20 protein-coding genes are annotated in these 23,964 nt (G+C 60.7%); 7 read left to right on the top strand and 13 right to left on the bottom strand.

Annotated elements, in window-relative coordinates:
* Positions 1–110 precede the first annotated feature (110 nt).
* Both ACTV8E_RS13305 and ACTV8E_RS13300 read left to right on the top strand, forming a co-directional pair.
* Positions 111–476: an MGMT family protein gene (locus ACTV8E_RS13305; RefSeq protein WP_443199776.1), complete on the top strand. Its 366-nt coding sequence runs from the start codon at positions 111–113 to the stop codon at positions 474–476.
* 35 nt (positions 477–511) lie between these two features.
* Positions 512–2,047, top strand: coding sequence for an AmpG family muropeptide MFS transporter (locus ACTV8E_RS13300; RefSeq protein WP_251834907.1), 1,536 nt, complete (start codon positions 512–514; stop codon positions 2,045–2,047).
* A 78-nt stretch (positions 2,048–2,125) separates the two neighbouring features.
* Here ACTV8E_RS13300 and ACTV8E_RS13295 read toward each other — a convergent pair whose 3' ends face one another.
* A complete protein-coding gene (locus ACTV8E_RS13295; RefSeq protein ID WP_443199775.1) occupies positions 2,126–2,605 on the bottom strand; it encodes a YajQ family cyclic di-GMP-binding protein in 480 nt (159 codons plus the stop codon).
* 125 nt (positions 2,606–2,730) lie between these two features.
* On the opposite strand from ACTV8E_RS13295, the gene ACTV8E_RS13290 reads away from it, so the two are divergent.
* From ACTV8E_RS13290 to ACTV8E_RS13275, 4 genes are all read left to right on the top strand, one after another.
* Positions 2,731–3,693, top strand: a complete 963-nt coding sequence (locus ACTV8E_RS13290; RefSeq protein WP_273536669.1) for a response regulator — start codon at positions 2,731–2,733, stop codon at positions 3,691–3,693.
* Positions 3,694–3,771: 78 nt separating this feature from the next.
* Positions 3,772–4,683: a putative 2-dehydropantoate 2-reductase gene (locus ACTV8E_RS13285; protein WP_443199774.1), complete on the top strand. Its 912-nt coding sequence runs from the start codon at positions 3,772–3,774 to the stop codon at positions 4,681–4,683.
* A gap of 47 nt (positions 4,684–4,730) precedes the next feature.
* Entirely contained in the window at positions 4,731–6,743 is a 2,013-nt protein-coding gene (locus ACTV8E_RS13280; RefSeq protein WP_251834903.1) for a HAMP domain-containing sensor histidine kinase, read from the top strand.
* A gap of 5 nt (positions 6,744–6,748) precedes the next feature.
* Positions 6,749–7,327: a cob(I)yrinic acid a,c-diamide adenosyltransferase gene (locus ACTV8E_RS13275; protein WP_443199773.1), complete on the top strand. Its 579-nt coding sequence runs from the start codon at positions 6,749–6,751 to the stop codon at positions 7,325–7,327.
* Positions 7,328–7,435: 108 nt separating this feature from the next.
* Here ACTV8E_RS13275 and ACTV8E_RS13270 read toward each other — a convergent pair whose 3' ends face one another.
* The 8 genes from ACTV8E_RS13270 to ACTV8E_RS13235 all read right to left on the bottom strand — a co-directional run bounded on the left by ACTV8E_RS13270 (position 7,436) and on the right by ACTV8E_RS13235 (position 18,659).
* Positions 7,436–9,469, bottom strand: coding sequence for an LTA synthase family protein (locus tag ACTV8E_RS13270; protein ID WP_443199802.1), 2,034 nt, complete (start codon positions 9,467–9,469; stop codon positions 7,436–7,438).
* Between the two features lie 149 nt (positions 9,470–9,618).
* The gene (locus tag ACTV8E_RS13265; RefSeq protein ID WP_251834901.1) at positions 9,619–10,215 is read right to left on the bottom strand and encodes a hypothetical protein; all 597 of its coding nucleotides are present in this window, start codon (positions 10,213–10,215) and stop codon (positions 9,619–9,621) included.
* Positions 10,215–11,510, bottom strand: coding sequence for a sialidase family protein (locus ACTV8E_RS13260; protein ID WP_273536660.1), 1,296 nt, complete (start codon positions 11,508–11,510; stop codon positions 10,215–10,217). The genes ACTV8E_RS13265 and ACTV8E_RS13260 overlap by 1 nt, the downstream gene beginning before the upstream one ends.
* Before the next feature lie 319 nt (positions 11,511–11,829).
* The gene (locus ACTV8E_RS13255; protein WP_443199772.1) at positions 11,830–12,774 is read right to left on the bottom strand and encodes a Nudix family hydrolase; all 945 of its coding nucleotides are present in this window, start codon (positions 12,772–12,774) and stop codon (positions 11,830–11,832) included.
* Positions 12,771–13,409, bottom strand: coding sequence for a glutathione S-transferase family protein (locus ACTV8E_RS13250; protein ID WP_443199771.1), 639 nt, complete (start codon positions 13,407–13,409; stop codon positions 12,771–12,773). Before ACTV8E_RS13250 ends, ACTV8E_RS13255 begins: the two co-directional genes overlap by 4 nt.
* 112 nt (positions 13,410–13,521) lie before the next feature.
* Complete coding sequence (gene argJ, locus ACTV8E_RS13245; RefSeq protein ID WP_251834897.1) at positions 13,522–14,739, bottom strand: bifunctional glutamate N-acetyltransferase/amino-acid acetyltransferase ArgJ; 1,218 nt, start codon at positions 14,737–14,739, stop codon at positions 13,522–13,524.
* 115 nt (positions 14,740–14,854) lie between these two features.
* Positions 14,855–17,611 (bottom strand): preprotein translocase subunit SecA, encoded by a 2,757-nt coding sequence (secA, locus tag ACTV8E_RS13240; protein ID WP_251834896.1) that lies wholly within the window; start codon positions 17,609–17,611, stop codon positions 14,855–14,857.
* Between the two features lie 127 nt (positions 17,612–17,738).
* Positions 17,739–18,659 carry a M23 family metallopeptidase gene (locus tag ACTV8E_RS13235; RefSeq protein WP_443199801.1) on the bottom strand — a complete coding sequence of 307 codons (921 nt, stop codon included), beginning with the start codon at positions 18,657–18,659 and terminating at the stop codon, positions 17,739–17,741.
* A 73-nt stretch (positions 18,660–18,732) separates the two neighbouring features.
* Between ACTV8E_RS13235 and ACTV8E_RS13230 the strand changes: the two genes are divergently transcribed.
* Positions 18,733–19,194, top strand: a complete 462-nt coding sequence (locus ACTV8E_RS13230) for a DciA family protein (protein WP_251834895.1) — start codon at positions 18,733–18,735, stop codon at positions 19,192–19,194.
* Positions 19,195–19,573: 379 nt separating this feature from the next.
* Here the strand turns inward: ACTV8E_RS13230 and lpxC are convergent, their stop codons facing one another.
* From lpxC to ACTV8E_RS13210, 4 genes are all read right to left on the bottom strand, one after another.
* Entirely contained in the window at positions 19,574–20,485 is a 912-nt protein-coding gene (gene lpxC / locus ACTV8E_RS13225; RefSeq protein ID WP_251834894.1) for a UDP-3-O-acyl-N-acetylglucosamine deacetylase, read from the bottom strand.
* 110 nt (positions 20,486–20,595) lie between these two features.
* Positions 20,596–21,789, bottom strand: coding sequence for a cell division protein FtsZ (gene ftsZ / locus ACTV8E_RS13220; protein ID WP_443199770.1), 1,194 nt, complete (start codon positions 21,787–21,789; stop codon positions 20,596–20,598).
* Positions 21,790–21,836: 47 nt separating this feature from the next.
* Complete coding sequence (gene ftsA, locus ACTV8E_RS13215) at positions 21,837–23,084, bottom strand: cell division protein FtsA (RefSeq protein ID WP_251834892.1); 1,248 nt, start codon at positions 23,082–23,084, stop codon at positions 21,837–21,839.
* A gap of 16 nt (positions 23,085–23,100) precedes the next feature.
* Positions 23,101–23,964 carry a cell division protein FtsQ/DivIB gene (locus ACTV8E_RS13210; protein ID WP_273536652.1) on the bottom strand — a complete coding sequence of 288 codons (864 nt, stop codon included), beginning with the start codon at positions 23,962–23,964 and terminating at the stop codon, positions 23,101–23,103.

The raw sequence follows: 23,964 nt of genomic DNA, 5'->3' as shown, positions 1-23,964 counted from the left end.
AAGCCGAGCATTATCCGTGAATAAGCCGCTCGGGGAGAAGCGGACCGATGAACGTACCCATAAGTTCATAAATCGGAGCTAATCCACGCGCTCTATTATTTTTTCTTCCCATGGCCCCGCAGGTTGCTATGCCCAGCTTTGATCCTCTGAACAGTCCCCAGGCCCGACGCGAAGCGGTGTACCTGGTGCTCGCACAGGTGCCGTACGGCAAGGTGGTGAGCTATGGCCACCTGGCGCATCTGGCAGGGCTGGGGCGCGCCGCGCGCTGGGTGGGTCGTACGCTTTCTCAGCTACCGGATGACAGCCGCCTGCCCTGGCATCGGGTACTCGCGGCCAGCGGGCGTCTCAGCCTGCCAGCCGCAACGCCGGCGGGTGCCGAGCAGCGGGCTCGGCTGCGTACCGAAGGTCTGATTCTGGCTGGCGATCGAGTCGATATGCAGCGTTACGGCTGGCATCCAACGGATATCTACGGTTAGAGTGCAGAACTTTGTCTGTTCCTGTTCGGACCTCCATGCCCAAACGCTCCTGGCGCGACGCCCTTAACGCCTATGCCAGCCCGGCCACACTGGCCCTGCTTTTGCTCGGTTTTGCTGCCGGGCTGCCGTACATGCTGGTGTTCGCCACCCTGTCGGTGTGGCTGCGTGAAGCCGGCGTCTCGCTGCAAACCATCGGTTTTGCCAGCCTGATCGGCCTGGCCTATGCCTTCAAATGGGTGTGGGCGCCCATGCTCGATCAATGGCGCCTGCCCGTGCTCGGCCGCCTTGGCCGACGACGTTCCTGGCTGATTCTGTCGCAACTGCTGGTTACCCTCGGGCTGGTCGGCATGGCGTTCTTCGACCCCCAGCACCAGTTGCCCTGGCTGATCGCCCTGGCCGTGCTGGTGGCGTTCGCCTCGGCCACCCAGGACATCGCCGTGGATGCCTACCGCCTGGAAATCGCCGATGGCAGCCGTCAGGCTGCGCTGGCCGCCAGCTACATGGCGGGTTATCGCGTCGCCGCCCTGCTCGCCACGGCCGGTGCTCTGTATTTCGCCAGCTGGTTTGGCTCCACCGGCGGCGACTATCAGTTCAGCGCCTGGAGCAGCACGTACCTGCTGTTTGCGCTATTGATGCTGCCGGGCCTGATCACCAGCATCTGGATGCGCGAACCTCCGCTGACTCCGCAAGTGCAGCAGACTACCGAGCGTTACGGGTTTAGGCGCCAGTTGCTGTCCGTAATGGTGCTGATCGTGCTGCTGGTGTCCGTGCCGGCCCTGTTCACCCAGCTCTACAACACGGGCTTCCAAACCCTGCTTGGCGACAACCCGAGCGAGCTGATCACCGAAGACCGCGCCTTCCTGCGCGCCCTGCTCTACGGCATTCTCACCGCCCTGTGCCTGTCTACCCTGGGTCGCCGCAGCCTAGCGCCGGTGCTGACCCCGGTGAACGACTTCATCACCCGCTATCGCTGGCAGGCGTTGCTGATGCTCGGCCTGATCGCCACCTACCGGCTCTCCGACACGGTAATGGGCGTGATGGCCAACGTCTTCTACATTGACTTGGGCTTCACCAAGGACGAGATCGCCAGTGTCAGCAAGCTGTTCGGCCTGATCATGACCCTGCTGGGTGCCGGAGCCGGCGGCCTGTTGATCGTGCGTTTCGGCATCATGCCGATTCTATTCATCGGCGGAGTGGCCGCTGCGGTCACCAACCTGATGTTCGCCGTGCTGAGCAGCCTGGGAGCCAATCTGCAAATGCTGGTGGTGACCATCAGCTGCGACAACTTCAGCGGCGGCCTGGCCACCGCGGCCTTCGTCGCCTACCTGTCGAGCCTGACCAATCTGAAATTCTCGGCCACACAATACGCTCTGCTCAGCTCAATCATGCTGCTGTTGCCACGGCTGATTGGCGGCTACTCTGGAGCGCTGGTGGAAATGCTCGGCTACAAGGAATTCTTCGTGCTGACCGCCCTGCTCGGCATCCCCACATTGGTTCTGATCGGCCTGCAGTGGGGGCGCGAGCGCCAACAGCCCTCCGAGGACGCGCTTAGCGAATCCCGCACACCCTGACGTAACCCGCCCCCCCCAAAAAAACAAAGGCCAGCCCCTTACGGAACTGGCCTTTGAAATTTCAACCGCGCAGCAGGATCAATCGCGGAAGTTGTTGTACTGCAGCGGCATGCCGAACTCTTTGGCACGCAGGGCGGCGATGGCCTCCTGCAGATCGTCACGCTTCTTGCCGGTAATGCGCACCTGCTCGCCTTGAATGGCGGGCTGCACCTTGAGCTTGAGCTCCTTGATGTGGGCGACGATCTTCTTGGCCAACTCCTTGTCGATACCTTCGCGGAACGTCACCTCCTGCTTCATCACCTTGCCTGAAGCGTAGGGCTCCTCAGTGTCCATGCATTGGCAGTCGATCTTGCGCTTGATCAGGCTGCTGCGCACGATGTCAAGCATCTGCTCGAGCATGAACTCGGCTTCGGCGGTCAACGTCAGTGCCTTGTCCTTGCTTTCGATGCTGCATTTGCCTTTGAGATCGAAGCGACGATCGAGCTCTTTGATAGCGTTGTCCACAGCGTTGGTCAGTTCATGTTTGTCCAGCTCGGACACTACGTCGAACGATGGCATGAGAATCCTCCAAAAGTTGGCGCGACCGGCTTCACGGAACGGAGCGCACCCAGCTTGACGGTTGAGAAGAGGCAGTCATTATACGCACCCGGTGCCTTGCCACGCCCCTTTTCAGAGCCCTGCCCATGCCCAATCCCCAGCTCAGCATTCTGGTGGTGGATGACGCCAAGTTCTCCAGCGCCATGATCGGCCGCACCCTGTCCCAGGCCGGTTACCAGGACGTGCGCTTTGCCAGCAGTGCCGAGCAGGCGCTGCAGCAGATCGAGGAACGCCCGACCGGTGTGCTGCTCGCCGATTGGCTGATGCCGGACATTGACGGCCTGGAATTGACTGCCCGGGTACGCCAGCTCGACGAGATGTCCGATCACTACACCTACATCATGCTGCTCACCGGCAAGGAAGGCGATAACGCCCTGGGCGAAGCCTTCGACCACGGTGTCGATGATTTCATCAGCAAGACTCAGCTCAGTGAGCAACTGGTGCCGCGCATTTATGCCGGCGACCGGCTGTGCAATACCCTTCACCGCCTGTTGCAGGAGAACCGCCTGCTGACCCAGAGCATTGCCTGCCTGGAACAACGCAACCTGGTGGACCCGCTGACCGGGCTGGGCAATCTTCGCTACCTGCGCCAGAAACTCGCCGACAGCCTGCGCCAGATCGACTCGCGCGGCGGCGCGCTGTGCTATGTGTTGATTGGCCTGCCCAAACTGCTGGAGCTGCGCACGCGTCATGGCGATGCTTTCCACCAGGAGTTGCTGTCGGGCATCGCCCGACGTCTGCAATTGCTGGTTCGTCCTCTGGACGTCCTGGTACGCCTGGACGATCAGCACTTCGCCTTGATCGCTCTGCTCAGCGAGCTGAACGAATGCCGTGCCAACAGCTTTACCCGTCTGGCCAAAGGTTTCAGCCAGCAACCGTTCAAGACACGCGAAGGCCTGGTGGAACTCAACGCCGTGATCAGCCTCGTCGGACTGGACGCCGAGGCGCTGCCGCAAACCCCCGAAGACCTGATGACACAGGCTGCGCAACATTTACCTCAGGCCCATGCCGGCGGGCGCATCGCGGTGCAGCATCTGACCGCTCGCTGATACGCGTCATTTCCCCTGACGCCCTGAAGCGCTATCGTCGCCCCTTCTCGCATCACTTTGCATGAAAGGCACTACTTGATGACTTGGCACATTCTGGGCGCCGGCAGCCTGGGCACCCTCTGGGCAACCCGTCTGGCCCGCGCCGGCTTCCCCGTTACCCTGCTGCTGCGCAATGCCCAGCGGCTGGCTGCCTATGAGGCCGTCGGCGGCCTGACGCTGGTCGAAGCAGGACACAGCCAGCACATTGCATTGCCGGCACAAAGCCTCGAGGCTTGCGAGCCGATCAGCCGCCTGCTGCTGGCCTGCAAGGCTTATGACGCCCTTTCCGCTATCCAGGCCGTGGCGCCGCGCCTGGCGGCAGGTGCCGAGCTGATCCTGCTGCAAAATGGTCTGGGCAGCCAAGACGCGGTCGCCGCCCATGTTCCCCACGCTCGCTGCATTCGGGCTTCGAGCACCGAGGGCGCCTACCGCGACGGTGATTTTCGCGTGGTGTTCGCCGGACAAGGCCAAACCTGGCTCGGCGACCCCGATAACCCCACTCCACCGGCCTGGCTGAGTGAGCTGGCCAGCGCCGGCATTCCCCATCAGTGGACCCACGACATCCAGGCGCGCCTGTGGCGCAAGCTGGCGCTGAATTGTGCAATCAATCCGCTCACCGTCCTGCTCGACTGCCGTAACGGCGAGCTGGCCGAGCATGGCGCCGAGGTCAAAGCGTTGTGCGCTGAATTGGACCTGCTGCTACGCACTCAGGGTCATGCCGAGGCTGCCGTGGGCCTGCACGAGGAAGTGCTCAAGGTCATTCAGGCCACCGCCGCCAATTACTCCTCAATGCATCAGGACGTTGCTGGCGGGCGTCGTACGGAAATCGCCTATTTGCTCGGCTATGCCTGCACCGCGGCGCGGCGCCTGGGCTTGGTGCTGCCCTACCTGAACGACCTGCAGCAGCGCCTGCTCGGCCATCTGCGCGCTCGCGGATTGCCCACCGCCTGAAGCCCGGCTACCCTGCCGGAACCTTCAAGCCATTCTGCGAAGTTCTCATGTCCCTGCGTCGGCGCCTGGACAATCTCCCGGTCGGGCAGAAACTGCTCGTCGCCTTGCTGGTGTTGCTCAGCGCGGTGTTGCTTGCGGCTAACCTGACCTTTATCAGCGCCGCCTACTGGATTTCCCAGCAGAGCGTTACGCCTCAAGCGATGCAGGCTCTCGGCCAACTGATCGCCAGTCCCGCGCTGAGCCGCCAGGCACTGAGTTCGCCCGCCCATGCCCACGCCCTGCTGGAGCGGTTGCAACCTTATGAACCCTTGCGGGCAGCGGCGCTGTATGACCCGCAAGGCCGTAACCTGGCACAGCTTCAGCGGGGCGAGCAGCTTGATCTGCCCGCACATCTGGAGCGCCTGGAGCTGTGGCGCCTGACCGAATTTCGCACCAACCTGTTGATCGAGTTGCCGCAAGCCGAGGGGCCGCCGGGCCATCTGTTGCTGGTCGCCTCCAGCGAACTGCCGGGCGCGTTCTATACCGGCACGCTGAGTGCCAGCCTGGCAATCCTGCTGCTCAGCATCCTGCTCTGGCTGGTGGTGGTGCGCGAGATTCGCCGCCTGGTGACCGAGCCTATCCGGCGCCTGGAGGAATTGACACGTCAGGTCACCCGCGAGGAGAACTATGCCTTACGTGCCGCACCCGGCAACCAGGATGAAATCGGCAGCCTGGCCGAGGCGTTCAACACCATGCTGTCGCGCATGCAGTCTCGCGAGCAGCAACTCAAGCGGGCGCGCGACGAAGCGCAGAATGCCTTCGACCATGCCAGCTCACTGACCGAGGAAACCCGGCACTCCAACCGCCAGCTAGAGCTCGAAGTGCAGGTACGCGGCAAGATCGAAAAACAGCTCACCGGCTTTCAAAATTACCTGAACAGCATCATCGACTCGATGCCTTCGGCCCTTATCGCCCTTGATGATCAGCTGTATGTCACCCAGTGGAATCACGAAGCCAGCCAACTGTCCGGCACCGACCTGGAGCAGGCCTTGAACCAGCCGGTGCTGCTGGCCTTCCCGCTGCTCAAGCCGTTTCTCGCCCAGTTGCGCGAGACGGCGGAACGGCGCAAGGTCGAACGCATCGAACGGGTTTCCTTGCCGCGCCATGGCGAGCTACGCCACTACACGCTGACCTTTTACCCGCTGAGCGGCAAGGTCGGGCGCGGCGTGGTGATCCGTATCGACGACATCACCGAGCGGTTGGCCTTGGAAGACGCCATGGTGCAGTCGGAAAAAATGCTCTCGGTGGGCAGCCTGGCCGCCGGCATGGCCCATGAAATCAATAACCCGCTGGGCGCCATCCTGCACAACGTGCAGAACATTCGCCGACGCCTGTCGCCCGACCTGGAGAAGAACCGCCAACAGGCACTGGAAAGCGGAGTCAGCCTGGAGCGCATCAGTCATTACCTGAGCGCTCGGGAAATTCCACACCTGCTCGATGGCATTCAGAGCGCAGGCACACGTGCGGCGCGCATCGTCTCCCACATGCTCAACTTCAGCCGGCGCAGTGACCGTGTGTTGGCGCCCTGCAATCTCGCCCAGTTGATCGATCAAGCAGTGGAAATCGCCGGCAATGATTTCGATCTCAGTGAGGGATTCGACTTCAAATCGCTGCTCATCCAGCGAAAATTCGACCCACAGCTGGAGACGGTGCCCTGCATCGCCAATGAACTGGAACAGGTGCTGCTCAACCTGTTGAAAAACGCCGCCCAGGCTATCCACCATCGCGAAGGCGGGCCGCCGGGACAAATCACCCTGCGTACCCGGTACACTCCACCCTGGGCGGAAATTCAGGTGACAGACAATGGCGTGGGCATGCATGAGGCCGTGCGCAAGCGTATCTTCGAGCCTTTCTTCACCACCAAGGAAGTAGGTCAGGGCACAGGGCTCGGCCTGTCAGTTTCGTACTTCATCATTACCAACAACCACAAAGGCCAGATGGAAGTCAGTTCCAAACCGGGTCAGGGCACGACATTCACACTGCGTCTGCCACTGGCCGAACCTCTCAGTTCAGGACTTTAAACCCCATGGGATACCGTTTATCCAAGATTTACACCCGTACCGGCGACAGCGGCGAGACCGGCCTGGCCGATGGCCGCCGGGTTGGCAAGGATCATCCGCGCGTCGAGGCGATGGGCGAGGTTGATACCCTCAACTGCCAGCTCGGCCTACTGCTTGCCGATCTGGCCGAACAGCAGGCTCGCTGGCCTGGCCTTGCCGAAGTCAGCGACGTGCTGCTTCCCTGCCAACATCGCCTGTTTGACCTGGGCGGAGAGCTGGCGATGCCGGAGTACCAGGCCGTGGATGAGCGTGAAATTGCCCGCCTGGAAGACGTCATCGACTGTTGGAATGACGAAGTCGGCCCGCTCAAGGAATTCATCCTGCCCGGTGGCTCGCGGCTGATCGCACAGGCCCACCTGTGCCGCAGCGTCGCGCGCACAGCCGAACGGCGCTGCCAGCACCTCAACGCCAGCGAAACGCTGCGCCCGGTGCTGCTCGCGTATCTGAATCGCATGTCTGACCTGTTATTCGTCGCCGCACGCGTGATTGCTCTTCGCCAGCAGGTCGCCGAGGTGCTGTGGAAGGCTGCGGCCAAGCCTGAATAGCAGGCATAAAAAAAGCGTTGCGGGCAAGCGCAACGCTTTGCGATAGACAGGGACCCTTGCGCGGCCCGTCAGCCTCGCCTGCGCGAGGCTTGGGTTAGTCAGCTGCCGTCAGCGTACGTTCTGATACATCATTAAGCGCGCCGCTTCATGCAAGCCGTGGGTCAGTTCCAACAGCCGCTGGAACTCTTCCGGATGCTCGTCGGCGACATTATCCAGAGGCATTTGCGAGGCGAGATCGTGCATGGTCGGCTTACTGCCGTCATGGTTCATCTGCACCAGGAAATCCTTGGTGACCCCGCCAATGATTGGGAAGGTGCCTTCGAGCAACACCAGGGGCACCACCCGCTCGCCTTCTGGGGCGGGCTGCTGGATATCACGGCCCAGGGTGCCGTTCTGGAACTCGAAGCCCAGCAGGCCGGCAACGGTCGGCAGTAGGTCAGCCAGGCCGACAGCTTCGTCAAACGTCTTGGGTTGCAGCCATTTCGGCCCGTGAATCAACAACGGTACATGGTTGCTTTCCAGCCCCAGTTTTTCGAAGGCTGGCGGCATGTGCGGCAACTGGGTGATGCGCGTGTTGTGGTCGCCGAACATGACAAAGATGGTGTCGTCGTACCAGCCCCCGGCCTTGGCGATTTCCATCAGTCGACCAATGTTGAAGTCGAGCAGCCGCACGGCTTCATATTGAGCCTTGGTGACCGAACCGTACTCACGAACCTCGTCTTGAGTGAGCTCGCTGACCTGGAAGCCGTCATTGTTCTTGGGAATGGTAAAAGGACGATGGTTGCCGGCGGTCTGAATATAAGCGAAGAACGGCGTGTCGTCGGCAACCGCCTGCAAGATCGTGTCGCTCTCCTTGAACAGGTCGAGGTCGGAAATTCCCCAGACATCCACCAGTGGCGATTGCCAATGGCGCTCTTCATACAGCTGCACATCGTCAATGCTTTGACGAACCAGGGCATTCATGTTTGCCCAACCGGAGTTGCCACCGATCAGGTAAAACTTCTCGTAGCCTTCCAACGCATTGATCAGGGTGTGCTGATTGGTGATCAACGGGTTGCGGGTAGCGGTTTGCTCGCGGGATACATCGGGAATCCCGGTAATGCTCGCCCACACGGTTTTGGCCGTGCCAGTCACCGGCACGTAGAAATTTTCGAAGAACCAACTCTCCTTGGCCAGGCGATCAATATTCGGCGTCGGGTTCAGGGGATTGCCGTAGGCACCGACTGCGCTGGTACCCAGGGATTCGAGCATGACGAAGACCACATTCGGTCGACGCTCAGCCTGCAATTGATAAGGCTGCGGTGCCTGCGTACGCTGGAAATTCAGCGCTTGGGCATCCGGTTTCTGCACACCCAGGTAGTGACTGATGGCCGGGTAGTACTGGCGCACCACGTCTTCCTCATAAGGCGTGCGTGACACACGAGAGGTGTCATACAGGAACAGAACGGGGTTCAGGCCCAGGGCGGACACCTGGTTGTCGCCGGAGAAGAATGCATCGCTCCAGCGCAGCGGCACCGGGTTTTCCAGGTTCACACCCGAGATACGCCCGAGCAACGCGAAAAACAGTACCAGCACCATCACAACGCTGCCCCAGACCAGCGACCATCTCTTCAGACGCTTGGCGGGGCGATCCAGGGTGATGCGTTCCAGACGCACCAGGGCGAACCAGGCCAGTGCACTGGTCAGCAGCCAGCCCAGGGTGATCCACACGACCGGATAAGTCTGCCAGACCATGTCGGTGGAAATCTGCGCATCCTCCAGGAAGCGGAACACCGTGGCATTGATGCGCACACCCAAGTAGGCGTAGTGGCCAAAGTCGATGATATAGATCATCAGCAGCGCGGCCAGCGCCAAGGCCAGATAAGCACGAGCGACCCAGCGCAGCACCGTTACGCGGGTCAGGTTCCAGCGGGGCAGCCAGGCCAGGACGGCGACCGGCAGCAGCACCAGGATCGCCAGGCGCAGGTCGAAACGCAGGCCGATGCTTAGGGTTTCGGGTACGGCTTCAACACCGCTCAGGGCGCTGCTGTCGAGCCCGGAAAAGCCAAAGAAGAACATTAACCGCAACGCGGCGAACAGCGCGAACAGCAGCGCGACTGCGCCGACTACATAGTGCAAACGGCGCGATTGCAGCCAATCCATCATTCCACCTCTTATTCCAGGCACGCCGCCGGCAGCTCGTGGCTCGCTAACAATGCTGGTAATGTACGTTCCAAAGCCGGAGGGGCCTTTCCACAAATGACAATGCGGTCCTGCGCAAAAACGCAGAACCGCAGCTTTGCTCGGGTGATTCAGTCCGCCAGGACGTTGGCGCGTCGCGGCAAGCACAGCCGGACAGCGCCGACAAACAGCGCACCCCAGCAGTACATCGCGACAAACGGATCGAGCAGGTAATCCCAATAGTTATCCGACGAGATCAGCTCCAGGCTGAAGCCCAGCGTGGCCAGCGCGAGCATCGCCACCGCCAGCCCGTTGCGCCAGTACAGCATCAGCAGGGCCAGCGCTCCAATCACCACAATCATTGCGCGCGGATTGTACCCGAGGCGATACGGATCGAAAGGTGTCATTCCCAATGTGGCGGGATAAAGCACTAACCCCATCACCCCAAACAGCACGATGAGCTGCCAGCGCTGCGGGCTTGCCAGGCGTTCGACACAGCCCAAGCGCACCAGGGTGACCCAACCCAATCCCAGCAGGGTAACGATCGACACATCATGGGCAAGCGTGCGCAGGTAAATGGCCAGTGGCAGATCGTCCACCGGCACATAGCTGATCAGCAGCAGACCGGCCAGCACAATGCATTGAGTGCGCAACGACAATTTACCCGTGGGCAGCAGCAGGAACGCCACCAGGGCAAAACTGAGATGGATATGCCATAAATCAAGCATTACAGACGTTCCTCAAGCCAAGCATCGTTGAAACTGACGTGTTTGATGAAAGTGTTATTCCACGAATAGACCACGTGATAAAACCCGTTCGATCCGCGAATGAAATAGGGGTATTCGTATTCGAAATCGCACTCGCCACGCTTGCAGTTGCGCTGATCGATATTGGACATGAAGGCCGGCAGCAGGCCCTGGCGGCGCTCGCCACTGGAGCGCATGAACTCTTCACTGATCAGGTTGCGGTATTCCGCCTCGGCAAAGGGATTGCCCTGCGGGTCCGGCGACTGATCCAGCTCGACGACCGGACGCCATTGGCTCATGTCTGCATCAGTGCCATACAAACTCAGACGGAACCGACCATTGCTCAGGTCGTTCAGGGCCACCAGCAGACCATGGCCTGACGTGCCCACCGCCGCCAAGGAGGAGTTCGGGTTTTGCGGCTGCAGCGCCTGCGGCTCGCTCCACGTGCGACCGCCATCCTCGGTGCGGCTGGCCAGTACGTGACGTTCTCCCTTGCCCGCATAGCGCAACATCGCCACCGCGCGTTGCTCATCCAGCGGCACCACGGTCGGCTGCAAATTATCCGTGCCGTGACTGATGCGGAATTTGTCGATCACCTGGCCATCGCGATCCAGGTACAGGTATTCGGAAAACTTGCCAAGAAATTCATGATAGACCGGCAGACCGATCGAGCCATCGGCATGCACCACCGGCGCGCTGCGCACCAGCGTGCTGATGTTCAGGAAGGGTGAGGTAACCAGTTGGCGCGGCGTCGACCAGTTGGTGCCCAGGTCGTCCGAGTAAGTGGCGTTGATCGCGCTGCCAGCCCAGCCGCCCAGCGATACCGAGACATAAAACAGCCACAGGCGATTGTCAGGCGTCATGACAATGACGGGGTTGCCCAGTTTGCGGATGTATTTCTGGATTCCATCACGGGTCGATTCACGGGTAGCCAGGACCATTTCCTCGCCCCACTCCCCGGTCTGCGCATCGTAGCGCGCCCCTCGAATCTGCACGTCGGCGGCGCCTTCGCGAGTGCCGGCAAACCAGACCGACATCAAACCACCGTCAGGCAGTGCGGCGACAGCTGAGGAATGCACGAAATCATCCAGGTCCGATGATGCGAAACGGCTGGTGTAGACCGGTACCTGAGCTGAATCAGCGGGAAGTGCTGCCTGCGCAACCGCAAAACCTGCCAGCTCGACGCCGGGCTTGTCGAACCAGGCAAATGCGAACACACCGATCAGACCGAGAATGCTCAGGCTCGTCACAAGCCGCTTGGATTGGATAAATTGCATGATGAATCCACGATTGGCCAACTACAGAACCCACACGCACAGCAGGAGGGCTCACTTAGCGCCTGGTCATGCACTGGTTGGCAGACCGGCAGGATGCACACGCGCATCACGAACAAAGCCATAAAATTGGCATTGCTCCGCTATCAACGTCTGCAGGACGCCTCATACAATATTTGGGCCAGCTTTGTTCAGAGCACCTGCTTGTTGTCAAGGCAGGCTCTGCAGGCACCCGTTTCCCCATAAGAAAGAACCGCCAAGCGGCGCTGGGCAGTTTCACGATGAGTTGCGCGGCGGAACTGAGAAGGGGTCAGCCTACCCGCTAGCCCTGCGGCCAAAGCCCTCGGATCGCAGCGATGCCCTGCGCCCCACATTCCCTGGCTCGCATCACACCGTCCGGCGCCAGCCCGCCGAGAAAAAACACCGGTCGCGTGCAGCCCTGGGTCAGCTCTCGAGCATGTTCCCAGCCCAATGGCGCAGCCTCGGGATGAGTCTCGGTAGGCAGCACGGGAGACAGCGTGACGAAGTCCACGCCCATCTGCTCGGCCATGACCAGTTCTTCAGCGTTGTGACAGGACGCCGCTAGCCAGCGCTCCGGTGGGAAGGGCCGTCCATGCTCAACGTAGCGGCGTAGCTGCTGGCTGCTCAGGTGCCAGCCTGCGGATGGAAAATCCCCCAACCATTCCAGCGGTCCCTTGAGCATCAGTTGCGCACGCCCGGCGCACAGCCCAACCGCATCCACGGCCAAGTCCCGGTACTGCGCATCAAACATGGCCGGTGCGCGCAGTTGAATCAGCCGTACACCACGCTCCAGCGCCCGTTTCAGCCCCGTGAGCAATTCCTGCGCCGACAGGCCCTCCGGCGTGATCAGGTAATGCTCCGGCAACCGCGCGGCGGCAACGATGGGCGCATTGGCTGCGGGAAACTCGTACTCCGACAGTTGCCGGGGCGCCACCCAGGCCAGCGGCTGACCTTCGGCACCATGGGGCTGGCCGTCAAAAGCCGTGACCTCCCAGACATCCAGCAGGACGTGCTTGTCAGGATAATCGTGGGGAATCTGAATCAGCGGTTGTGCCGCGCGCACGACAATCCCCAACTCTTCGTGCAGCTCGCGGGCCAGCGCCTCGAAGACAGGCTCGCCCTCTTCCACCTTGCCGCCCGGAAACTCCCACAAGCCACCCTGATGCTTGTCATCCGGGCGCCGGGCGAGCAGCACGCGGCCGTCGCCGCCACGAATCACCGCCGCGGCCACATGTACACGTTTCATTCCAAGGTCTCCGTTTCCTGCAGGGCCGCCCGGTACCAGCGCTGGAAAGCCGGCCACTGATAAATAATCGCCACATAGTCTGCCGCTACGGGGGGCAGCTCGACTGCGTAGCTGTGAAAGCGCGCGGCCACAGGGGCAAAAAACGCATCGGCAATGCTTGCATGGCCAAAGAGAAAGGGGCCGTCGGCGCCAAACCGTTGTCGGCAACTCAGCCACAAGGCGCACATGCGTTCGATATCAACCCGGGCGTCGCTGGGCAGATCAGTCAGCTCGACCTGGCGCTTGAGGTCCATAGGCAGATGGGTACGCAGCGCCACGAAGCCACTGTGCATTTCCGCGCACATCGAACGCGCCAGAGCCCGGCCATACTCGCCGCGCGGCCACAAATGGGCCTCGGGAAATCGCTCGGCCAGGTATTCGGCAATCGCTAGAGAGTCCCACACCGGGCCCAGCTCGGTAAACAGTACGGGGACCTTGCCGCTGGGCGAGAACTCCCGCAGCCGCGCCTGGGTTTCAGGCTGGCCGAGGACAATGCGCCGTTCCTGGTACCGCACGCCGGTCAGCGCCAAGACCAGCGCGGCCCGCAGCGACCAGGAGGAGTAGTTCTTGTTGCCGATTATCAGAGTCAGGGACATAACAGCCTCCGCAAGCTGCCAGGTATTGCAAGGTGGATGGGTGACGGAGCCGTCCAACAGGTTCCGTAACGCGCCTACCCACCCGGCGAACGTGCAGCCTGCGGCCAGCCGATCAGGTGCGGTATTCCGCGTTGATCTTCACGTATTCATGGGACAGGTCGGTCGTCCAGATGGTCTCACTGCACGCGCCACGGCCCAACTCGATCCGAATGGTGATTTCGGCTTGTGCCATGACTGCTGCGCCCTGCTCCTCAGTGTAGGTCGAGGCGCGACCGCCTTGACTGGCGATGCAAACCTCGCCGAGGTAGACATCAATCTTGCCCACGTCCAGCTGGGGCACACCGGCGCGGCCGACAGCCGCGAGAATGCGTCCCCAGTTGGGGTCGGACGCGAACAGCGCGGTCTTGATCAGGGGCGAATGGGCCACGGCGTAGCCGACATCCAGGCATTCCTGATGGGTGCCACCGCCGTTGACCTGCACGGTGACGAATTTGGTCGCGCCTTCGCCGTCACGCACGATGGACTGGGCGACTTCCATGAACACCTCAAACACCGCTTGCTTGAGCTTGGCGAACAGCTCGCCGCTGGCCGCGGTGATTTCCGGCAGGTTAGCCTTGCCAGTGGCGATCAGCATGCAGCAATCGTTGGTCGAGGTGTCGCCATCAATGGTGATGCGGTTGAAGGATTTGTTCGCCGCATCGCGCACCAGATCCTGCAGCACATCACGGGCAACCTTGGCGTCGGTGGCGATGTAACCGAGCATGGTGGCCATGTTCGGCCGGATCATCCCGGCACCCTTGGAAATGCCGGTGACGGTGACGGTCACGCCGTCATGCTGGAACTGGCGGCTGGCACCCTTGGGCAGGGTGTCGGTGGTCATGATGCCCTCAGCAGCCTGGGCCCAATGATCCTCGGCCAGATCGGCCAGGGCCGCGGGCAGCGCAGCTTCGATTTTCTCTACCGGCAGCGGCTCACCGATCACGCCCGTGGAATAAGGCAGCACGGCGCTGGCGGCCACACCAGTCAGCTCCGCCAGCTTGGCGCAGGTGCGCTCGGCGGCGCGCAGGCCCGGCTCGCCGGTTCCCGCATTGGCGTTGCCGGTATTGGTCAGCAGATAACGCACCTCACCCTGGGCACGCTGCTTGGCGAGTATCACTGGCGCGGCGCAGAAGGCATTCAAGGTGAACACCCCGGCTACGCGCGAACCTTCCGCACAGCGCATCACCACCACGTCCTTGCGTCCGACGCGCTTGATGCCAGCAGAGGCGATGCCGAGTTCAAAACCGGGAACCGGATGCAGGGTGGGCAGAGGGCCAAGACCAACAGCCATGGAAGCGCTCCTAAATCAGAAAGTGAAAGTCGCCGTAACGGCGTTGCAGTGTAAGGAAAAACGCCGCGAGCGGAAGATCCGGTCGCGGCGCTGATCAGCAATGAACGAGGTGGCGTTAGCTAACCTGCCCGTGGCAGTGCTTGTACTTCTTACCGGAACCACAGGGGCATGGCTCGTTCCGGCCGATCTTCGGCTCGGTCCGCACGGTTGTCACGGCAGGCGCCTGAGCTGGGACCGGTTCCGGTCGCTCGGGTTCCAGTCCCGGGGCAGCGGCATGCTCAAACTGCATGCGCTGGGCCAGCGCTTCGGCTTCGCGACGCAGACGCGCCTCTTCCTCGGCCGGGTCTTCGCGGCGCACCTGAACGTGCGACAGAACACGAATGGTGTCGCGGCGAATGGTGTCCAGCAGTTCCTGGAACAGGTTGAAGGACTCGCGCTTGTATTCCTGCTTGGGGTTCTTTTGCGCATAACCGCGCAAGTGAATCCCGTGACGCAAGTGGTCCATGGTGGACAGGTGATCCTTCCATAGATCGTCGACCACACGCAGCAGGATCTGCTTCTCGAAGGTGCGCATCGTCTCGGCACCAGCCAGTTCTTCCTTCTGCGCATAAGCGGCCAACAGCGCCTCGCGGATCCTCTCACGCAGCGTGTCTTCGTAGAGCTTGTCGTCTTCGTCGAGCCACTCCTGCAACGGCAGATCCAAGGCGAAGTCGCTTTTCAGCGTGGATTCCAGACCCTTGATATTCCATTGTTCGGGCAGCGATTGCGGCGGCATGTGCTGGTTAATGGCACTGTCCAGCACCTCATCGCGGAATTCACTGATGGTGTCCCCCACATCGGCGGCGGCCAGCAGGCTGTTGCGCATGTGGTAGATCACTTTGCGCTGCTCGTTGGCTACGTCATCGAATTCCAGCAATTGCTTACGAATATCGAAGTTCCGGCCCTCGACCTTGCGCTGGGCCTTTTCAATGGCGTTGGTGACCATGCGATGCTCAATGGCCTCACCGGACTGCATGCCCAGCGCCTTCATGAAGTTCTTCACGCGGTCGGAGGCGAAGATGCGCATCAGGCTGTCTTCCAGCGACAGGTAGAAACGGCTGGAACCTGGGTCACCCTGGCGTCCGGAACGACCACGCAGCTGATTGTCGATGCGCCGCGATTCGTGTCGCTCGCACGCAATCACATGCAAACCGCCGGATTCGATCACCTGCTGGTGGCGCTTCTGCCAGTCAGCCTTGATCTGCGCAATCTGTTCTGCGGTCGGCGGTACTTGGCTGGCTAGCTCTAGCGCGGCGACTTCAACTTCCCAGTTGCCGCCCAGCACGATGTCGGTACCCCGGCCGGCCATGTTGGTCGCAATGGTCAGGCCACCCGGCCGGCCCGCCTGGGCGACGATCTCGGCTTCTTTTTCGTGGAACTTGGCGTTAAGCACGTTGTGCTGAATGCCGGCCTGATTGAGCAGCTGAGAGACGTACTCGGAGCTTTCGATCGAGGCCGTACCCACCAGCACCGGGCGGCCCTGAGCCTGGCATTCCTGGATGTCGGCGATGATGGCCTGGAATTTCTCTTCCTGGGTGAGATAGACCAGGTCATTGAAGTCCTTGCGCGCCACTGGTTTGTTGGTGGGGATCACCACCACTTCCAGGCCATAGATCTGCTGGAACTCGAACGCTTCGGTATCGGCCGTGCCGGTCATGCCGGCCAGCTTCTTGTAGAGGCGGAAGTAATTCTGGAAGGTAGTCGAGGCCAGGGTCTGGCTCTCCGCCTGAATCGGCAGACCTTCTTTTGCCTCGATGGCCTGATGCAGACCCTCGGATAGGCGACGCCCTGGCATGGTACGACCGGTGTGTTCGTCGATCAGCAGGACCTGATCGTTCTGCACGATGTATTCGACGTTGCGATTGAACAGCTTGTGAGCGCGCAGGCCGGAATAGACATGGGTCAGCAGCGACAGGTTATGCGCCGAATAGAGGCTTTCCCCTTCGCCCAGCAAGCCGACCTGGCTGAGCAGTTCTTCGACAAACTGATGGCCAGCTTCATTGAGTTCGACCTGGCGGGTCTTCTCGTCGATGCTGTAGTGACCTTCCTGGATAACTCGCGTTTCCTGCCCTTCGACTTCCTCGACCTGGCGTTTGAGACGCGGGATCAGCTGGTTGATCTGCTGATACAGCTTGGAACTGTCCTCGGCCTGGCCGGAGATGATCAACGGAGTACGCGCCTCGTCGATCAGAATAGAGTCGACTTCGTCGATCACGGCGAAATTCAGTTCGCGCTGGAATTTTTCTTCCAGGCTAAACGCCATGTTGTCGCGCAGGTAGTCGAAACCGAATTCGTTGTTGGTGCCGTAAGTAATATCGGCGGCATATGCAGCGCGCTTTTCTTCCGGCGGCAGGAAGGGAGTGACGATTCCCACGCTCAGGCCGAGGAATTCATACAGCGGACGCATCCAGTTGGCATCGCGGCGGGCCAGGTAATCGTTGACCGTAACCACATGCACGCCTTTGCCTTCCAGTGCATTGAGGTACACCGCCAGGGTGCCGACCAGGGTCTTGCCCTCGCCGGTGCGCATTTCGGCAATCTTGCCATCGTGCAGCGTCATGCCGCCAATCAGCTGGACATCGAAGTGGCGCATACCCATGACCCGCTTGCCCGCCTCGCGTGCCACGGCGAAGGCTTCGGGTAACAACTGATCAAGGGTTTCGCCTTTGCCGAGCCGGGCTCGAAACTCTAGGGTCTTGTCCCGCAATTGCTCATCAGACAGTGCCAGCATCTGCTCTTCGAGCGCATTGACGGCCTGCACCGTCTTGAGCATGCGTTTGACTTCCCGTTCGTTCTTGCTTCCAAAGAGTTTTCTCAACAAAGGCGCAAACATATCGACTAGTTCTTCCACACATAGGAATGGAGGACGACCAGACAGCCGCCCGCGCGACCTGTTGATCGCACACGAAAGACAGCATTCTACCCGGAAACGAAGATCAAGAAAGCGCCCTTATCAGCGCTTACTTGGCACTTTTCGCGTTGGCGATAAAGCTGTACGGGTTGACCTGACGGCCATTCTTGATGACCTCGAAGTGCACATGAGGCCCTGTGGAACGTCCGGAGCTGCCCACTCTGGCGATGGCCTGGCCACGCTTGACCAACTCACCTAACTGCACGAGGTTTTCCCTATTGTGGGCATAAAGCGTCTTGTAGCCATCGCCGTGACTGATTTCCACTGTGGTGCCATAACCACTCTTGCGGCCCGACCACGTCACGACTCCTGCCGCGACCGCGACGACCTCGGTGCCTTCGCGGGCCGCAAAGTCGACCCCCTTGTGCATACGGGGCGTACCGTTGAACGGGTCCGTGCGACGCCCGAAGGGAGAGGACAAATACCCTTGGCGTACCGGACGCCCGGAAACGCTGCCCGCTTCACTCAAGCGGCGCTCAGCCAGCACATCTTCAAGCACTTCAAGTTGCTGTTCGCGGCTATCCAGTCGCTCCAGCAATTCATCTAGCGTCTGCAGGAAGGGTGGCGGCGCGAATGCAGCGCTATCAATCAGTTCTTCAGGACCGCCTTGCCCTACATTAAGAGAGAAATCAAACTCGCGTGCGTCCAGCTTGGCCAGCTCTGTCAAGCGTTCGCCAAGCGCATCAAGCCGCGTCAGGCGCGCCTGCAGCTCGGCAATATGGACGCCAAAGGCATCTAACTGACGTTGTGCGTCACGTCGCGCTTCGCTCAAGGTAGCGTGCTGCTGCTGAAGGTTAGCCTCAACCTTGGCCGCCTTGTCACTGAAAAAAGGCTGCAAGTACCCCCCCAGCGCGATGCCGGATGCCAGCACCACAATCGCCAACGTGGTTATACCCGCCGCGAGCACTCGAGAATCGAGACTGAACGAGCGCGCCGCGCCCTGGCTCCGGCTGAGTAGAATGACTTGCATATATCCCCCTGGTAACGCATACGGCTGCCTGGCTTTGTTACCATGCGCCTTTGTCAACATCAGGCGTCCTGCCATGACTTTTCGTCCCTTACCGGCCCGGGCTCCCGCTGCACTCCTGCGCGAAGCGAAACCCTTGAAAGCGCTGTTTGGCGAGGCCCAACGGCTCTCCATCCTTCAGCGTCTCCTGGAAAGCCAATTACAACCCGCAGCCCGCGAACATTGCCGTGTTGCTTCTTGGCGAGAGGGCTGCCTGTTGCTGATCGTCACCGACGGCCACTGGGCCACTCGCTTGCGTTATCAACAACGCCGATTGCTGCGCCAATTGCAGGCGTGCGAAGAGTTCGCGAACCTAACGAGAATCCTGTTCAAGGTGCAACCACCTCACACCTCGAACCGTGCTCCCAGTCACACACCGGAACTGACTCCTTTTGCCGCACGCAACATTCAGGAAACCGCAGCAGCTATCGATGACCCAAAATTGCGAGAGGCCTTGGAACGCCTGGCAAGTCGTGTCAAAAAACCCGACCGGCCGTGATAGCACAATACGATCATGCAAGAAAAAGACCATGGTGGCAATTAGGCATTTCAGTTGGCGCTACCGTCTGTCGCATGGCTGCAGGAGGCAATGTCTCACCGCTTGCGGCAATTAGCGGCCCATTGTTGCCTCATGGGCAGCCCAGCGGCGCCGAAGCGCAGTCATCGGCTGGACCTCGTTTATAGGCGGCATCGCCTGGGCAACGAGGCCCTGTTGGGAGGCAAAGATGAGCACACGCCGAAACAGGCGGAGCACTGCATTACGAGGCACCAAGATGCTTCGTCCACGCCACATGCCGATGTGGGCGAGGCTGCAGGCAAAAAAAAGGCCACCCAAAGGTGGCCTGAAAAAAGAAAAGAGAAGAGAAGAGTTCGGTGAATCAGACAGCAGCAGCCGGACGCATATAAGAAATGGGGGCATCCTTCGTATCATCGAAGGTTACGACTTCCCAAGCGTCCTTTTGCGCGATCAGCTCACGTAACAGTTGGTTGTTCAAGGCATGGCCGGACTTGTAGCCACGGAACTCGCCAATCAGGCTGTTGCCCAGCAGATAAAGGTCACCAATGGCATCCAGTATCTTGTGTTTGACGAATTCATCCTCGTAGCGCAAACCGTCCTCATTAAGGACGCGGTTCTCATCGACCACGATGGCGTTCTCGACGCTGCCGCCCAGAGCCAGGTTGTGAGAGCGCAAGAATTCAATATCACGCATGAACCCAAAGGTCCGCGCACGGCTGACTTCCTTGACAAACGACGTGCTGGAGAAGTCCACGCTTGCCGTCTGGGTGCGTCCACGAAAAACCGGATGGTCGAAATCGATTTCGAAACTGACCTTGAAGCCCTCGAAAGGCACGAAGGTCGCACGCTTGTCGCCGTCTTGCACGGTGATCTCGCGCTTGATGCGAATGAACTTCTTGTGTGCGTCCTGCTCTTGCAGGCCAGCAGATTGAATCAGGAAGACGAAGGGTCCCGCACTGCCATCCATGATCGGCACTTCCGAGGCGGACAGTTCGACATAAGCATTGTCGATGCCCAGTCCGGCCATCGCCGAGAGCAGGTGTTCCACGGTGTCTACCTTGACATCGCCGTTATAAAGCGTGGTGGACATGGTGGTTTCGCCGACGTTTTCAGCCCGTGCGCAGATTTCCACGACGGGATCGAGGTCGACGCGGCGGAACACAATGCCGGTGTCCACGGGTGCAGGCTTCAGGGTCAGGTATACCTTTTCCCCAGAATGCAAGCCCACGCCAGTGGCGCGGATAATGTTCTTTAGAGTGCGTTGTTTGATCATGACAGTGGCTGCTTTATGCGCGAATGCGTTTCTTGTCAACAAAGGCCGAAATCATAGCAGACCCGGCCTTTGCTGAATACCGAACACGCAAATCATCCTGATAAGCTCCGTCAATCGGCCTGACGACGAAGGAATGCTGGAATATCCAGGTAATCCAGATCTTCCTGCGGATTATGCTTGGGCGCCATGGAGGCCTGCCCCTGATTACGCATGACCGTAGGCCGCTCCAGATCCCGATAGTTAACAGCCGCCGGCTCGCCCCGCTGAGTCGCGGCGACCGGTGTGGTGGCTGCGGTAGCGTTGGTCTGCAGCGTGTTATCGATCACCTTGACAGGCTTCTCGGCTTTGGCCGGGCCAAGCCCTGTGGCGACCACGGTCACATGCAACTCATCGCGCAGATCCGGATCGACCACCGCCCCCACCTTAACGGTGGCATTGTCGGATGCAAAGGCGTTGACGATCTCGCCCACGGTGGCGTATTCGCCCAGGGACAGGTCCAGACCCGCCGTGATGTTGACCAGAATGCCGCGAGCGCCCTGCAGATTGACGTCTTCCAGCAGCGGATTGCGGATCGCCGCCTCGGTAGCCTCACGGGCACGATTCGGGCCGCTGGCACTGCCGGTGCCCATCATCGCCATGCCCATTTCCGCCATCACGGTTTTCACGTCGGCAAAGTCGACGTTCATCAGGCCTTCACGCAGCATGATGTCGGAGATACCGCGTACCGCACCGCACAGCACGTCGTCAGCCTTGGCGAAGGCGGACAGCAGGGTTGCGTCCTTGCCGAGAATGGTCAGCAATTTTTCGTTGGGGATAGTGATCAGCGAGTCGACGCATTCGGCCAACTGGCGAATGCCTTCATCGGCCACCAGCATGCGCTTCTTGCCTTCGAAGGGGAATGGACGGGTCACCACCGCAACGGTCAGGATGCCCATTTCCTTGGCCACCTGCGCAATGATCGGCGCCGCACCGGTACCGGTACCGCCACCCATGCCTGTGGTGATGAACACCATGTCCGCGCCCTGCAGTACTTCGGCCACGCGCTCACGGTCTTCGAGTGCCGCCTGGCGACCGATCTCCGGATTGGTTCCTGCACCCAGGCCCTTGGTCACGCTGCGGCCCAGTTGCAACACGGTGCGCGCACCAATGTTTTTCAACGCCTGGGCATCGGTGTTGGCGCAGATGAACTCGACGCCTTCGATGTTGCTGCGGACCATGTGATTGACGGCATTACCACCACCGCCACCGACGCCGATCACCTTGATGACCGCGTTTTGCGTAACGTTATCTACGAGCTCGAACATGATTCCCTCTCCTCTCTCTTCTCGTTTTACCTTACTGCTACTGCTTGTCAGAAGTTGCCCTGGAACCACCGCTTCATCCGCTCCAGAACAGGTATCCTGGCGTCTTCGCCAAACGTACCGGGGCTGGGCATGATGAAGCCGTCGGCCTGCTTCTTCAGCCCGTAGAGCAGTAGGCCCACGCCCGTTGAATAAATGGGGTTGCGCACCACGTTGGCCAGTCCCTTGACGCTATGTGGCACGCCTAGACGTACCGGCATGTGAAAGATTTCTTCGGCCAGATCGACTGCGCCTTCCATTTTCGCGGTCCCACCGGTGAGGACGATGCCTGCCGGGATCATGTCCTCATAGCCACTACGCCGCAGTTCGGCCTGAATCAGCGTGAAAAGTTCGTCGTAGCGCGGCTCGACCACTTCTGCCAATGCCTGACGGGACAATTCCCGCGGCGGTCGATCGCCGACACTGGGCACCTTGATGGTTTCCCCGGCGCCCGCCAGATTGGCAAGCGCGCAAGCATATCGAATCTTGATCTCTTCGGCATACTGCGTCGGTGTGCGCAAGGCCATGGCGATGTCGTTTGTGACCTGGTCGCCAGCAATGGGAATTACGGCGGTGTGGCGAATCGCCCCTTCAGTGAAAATCGCGATGTCGGTAGTGCCGCCGCCAATGTCCACCAGGCACACGCCCAGCTCTTTTTCATCCTCAGTGAGCACCGCATAGGCCGAGGCCAGTTGTTCGAGGATGATGTCGTCGACTTCCAGGCCGCAACGACGCACGCATTTTTCGATGTTCTGCGCGGAATTCACCGCACAGGTGACCACATGCACCTTGGCCTCCAGGCGTACGCCGGACATGCCCAACGGCTCGCGCACACCCTCCTGGTTGTCGATCACGTAATCCTGCGGCAGCGTGTGCAATACGCGCTGGTCGGCTGGAATGGCGACGGCCTGTGCGGCATCCAGCACGCGCTCGAGGTCCGCAGTACTGACTTCGCGATCACGAATGGCCACGATGCCGTGGGAGTTCAGGCTGCGAATATGGTTACCGGCCAGGCCGACAAATGCTGAGTGGATGTAGCAGCCCGCCATTTGCTGGGCTTCTTCCACCGCTCGCTGGATGGACTGCACGGTGGACTCGATATTCACCACCACACCCTTTTTCAGGCCGCGGGAAGGGTGCGAGCCGATCCCGACGATCTCCAGTTGGCCGTCATCGCCGACCTCACCGACCAACGCCACCACCTTGGAGGTGCCGATGTCCAGGCCGACGATCATCTTGCCGCTCTGCACAGTTGACATATCTGCTGTCTTCTCCTCAATTCACGGTTCGCCCGGAGGCGGCCGTGTCGCTCACCGGCTCGCGCCACGCCACGGCCAGGCCGTTGGCATAACGCAGATCGATGCGCTCGATGTTGGCTATCTGCGATTTCAGGGCCTTGTCATAAATGGCCACCAGGCGATGCATTTTTTCAACGATATGGTCGCGTCCAAGCAGCAGCTCAAGGGACTGCCCCGCCTCACCCGACCCCAGCGACACGAACCAGCTGCCGCGCTCACGCAATTCCAGGCGGCGGATGCTGAACCCCAACGGGCGCAGCATTTGGCTCAGTACCTGGTAGTGCTGCATGATCCGCTGCTTGGCCCGCTCCGGGCCGTGCAACTGCGGCAGGTAGTGATAAGTGCTCAATTCACGAGGTACGAACGCCTCGCCCTGGTTGTTGAGCAGCGCCTCTTCGCCCCAGCGGGCGATCGGCAGGTATTCATGCAACTGGATCTGCACCTGATCCGGCCAGATGCGCCGAACGTCCGCGCTGGCGATCCACGGCATGCTTTCCAGGGCGGCGCGCATCCCTGCCAGGTCCAGGCTGAAGAAACTGCTCTCGACAAAAGGCTCGATGCGTTGCTCCACGGTCTGCGCGCTGGTGTAGTTGAGTTCCCCGTTGATTCCGATCTTGGCAATCGGCTGGTCGATAAAGGGCAACAGGCGCGGGGCCAGTTCATGGCCGCTCCACAGCAATCCCGCCAGCACCAGGACCCAGCCGAGGCGCTTGAGGGTTTGCGGTGCCAGCTTCGGCAAACGCGCCCGCAGCGGCTCGCGGGCCACCGGGCGACTGGCGCCTCGGGGGGCCGGCTTGCGGCCGGTTGCGGGGGGCTGATGACGAAGCTGGAAAGCGCCCAT

The organism is Pseudomonas sp. B392_1p (assembly GCF_052245235.1).
Lineage (GTDB): Bacteria > Pseudomonadota > Gammaproteobacteria > Pseudomonadales > Pseudomonadaceae > Serpens > Serpens gallinarum.
This window is presented reverse-complemented; position numbering and strand designations above follow the sequence as displayed.

Excerpts from the sequence above, each read along its gene's own strand:
- ACTV8E_RS13305 (WP_443199776.1), top strand. The coding sequence starts at position 111 with ATGGCCCCGCAGGTTGCTATGCCCAGCTTTGATCCTCTGAACAGTCCC.
- ACTV8E_RS13300 (WP_251834907.1), top strand. The coding sequence starts at position 512 with ATGCCCAAACGCTCCTGGCGCGACGCCCTTAACGCCTATGCCAGCCCG.
- ACTV8E_RS13295 (WP_443199775.1), bottom strand. The coding sequence starts at position 2,605 with ATGCCATCGTTCGACGTAGTGTCCGAGCTGGACAAACATGAACTGACC.
- ACTV8E_RS13290 (WP_273536669.1), top strand. The coding sequence starts at position 2,731 with ATGCCCAATCCCCAGCTCAGCATTCTGGTGGTGGATGACGCCAAGTTC.
- ACTV8E_RS13285 (WP_443199774.1), top strand. The coding sequence starts at position 3,772 with ATGACTTGGCACATTCTGGGCGCCGGCAGCCTGGGCACCCTCTGGGCA.
- ACTV8E_RS13280 (WP_251834903.1), top strand. The coding sequence starts at position 4,731 with ATGTCCCTGCGTCGGCGCCTGGACAATCTCCCGGTCGGGCAGAAACTG.
- ACTV8E_RS13275 (WP_443199773.1), top strand. The coding sequence starts at position 6,749 with ATGGGATACCGTTTATCCAAGATTTACACCCGTACCGGCGACAGCGGC.
- ACTV8E_RS13270 (WP_443199802.1), bottom strand. The coding sequence starts at position 9,469 with ATGGATTGGCTGCAATCGCGCCGTTTGCACTATGTAGTCGGCGCAGTC.
- ACTV8E_RS13265 (WP_251834901.1), bottom strand. The coding sequence starts at position 10,215 with ATGCTTGATTTATGGCATATCCATCTCAGTTTTGCCCTGGTGGCGTTC.
- ACTV8E_RS13260 (WP_273536660.1), bottom strand. The coding sequence starts at position 11,510 with ATGCAATTTATCCAATCCAAGCGGCTTGTGACGAGCCTGAGCATTCTC.
- ACTV8E_RS13255 (WP_443199772.1), bottom strand. The coding sequence starts at position 12,774 with ATGAAACGTGTACATGTGGCCGCGGCGGTGATTCGTGGCGGCGACGGC.
- ACTV8E_RS13250 (WP_443199771.1), bottom strand. The coding sequence starts at position 13,409 with ATGTCCCTGACTCTGATAATCGGCAACAAGAACTACTCCTCCTGGTCG.
- argJ (WP_251834897.1), bottom strand. The coding sequence starts at position 14,739 with ATGGCTGTTGGTCTTGGCCCTCTGCCCACCCTGCATCCGGTTCCCGGT.
- secA (WP_251834896.1), bottom strand. The coding sequence starts at position 17,611 with ATGTTTGCGCCTTTGTTGAGAAAACTCTTTGGAAGCAAGAACGAACGG.
- ACTV8E_RS13235 (WP_443199801.1), bottom strand. The coding sequence starts at position 18,659 with ATGCAAGTCATTCTACTCAGCCGGAGCCAGGGCGCGGCGCGCTCGTTC.
- ACTV8E_RS13230 (WP_251834895.1), top strand. The coding sequence starts at position 18,733 with ATGACTTTTCGTCCCTTACCGGCCCGGGCTCCCGCTGCACTCCTGCGC.
- lpxC (WP_251834894.1), bottom strand. The coding sequence starts at position 20,485 with ATGATCAAACAACGCACTCTAAAGAACATTATCCGCGCCACTGGCGTG.
- ftsZ (WP_443199770.1), bottom strand. The coding sequence starts at position 21,789 with ATGTTCGAGCTCGTAGATAACGTTACGCAAAACGCGGTCATCAAGGTG.
- ftsA (WP_251834892.1), bottom strand. The coding sequence starts at position 23,084 with ATGTCAACTGTGCAGAGCGGCAAGATGATCGTCGGCCTGGACATCGGC.
- ACTV8E_RS13210 (WP_273536652.1), bottom strand. The coding sequence starts at position 23,964 with ATGGGCGCTTTCCAGCTTCGTCATCAGCCCCCCGCAACCGGCCGCAAG.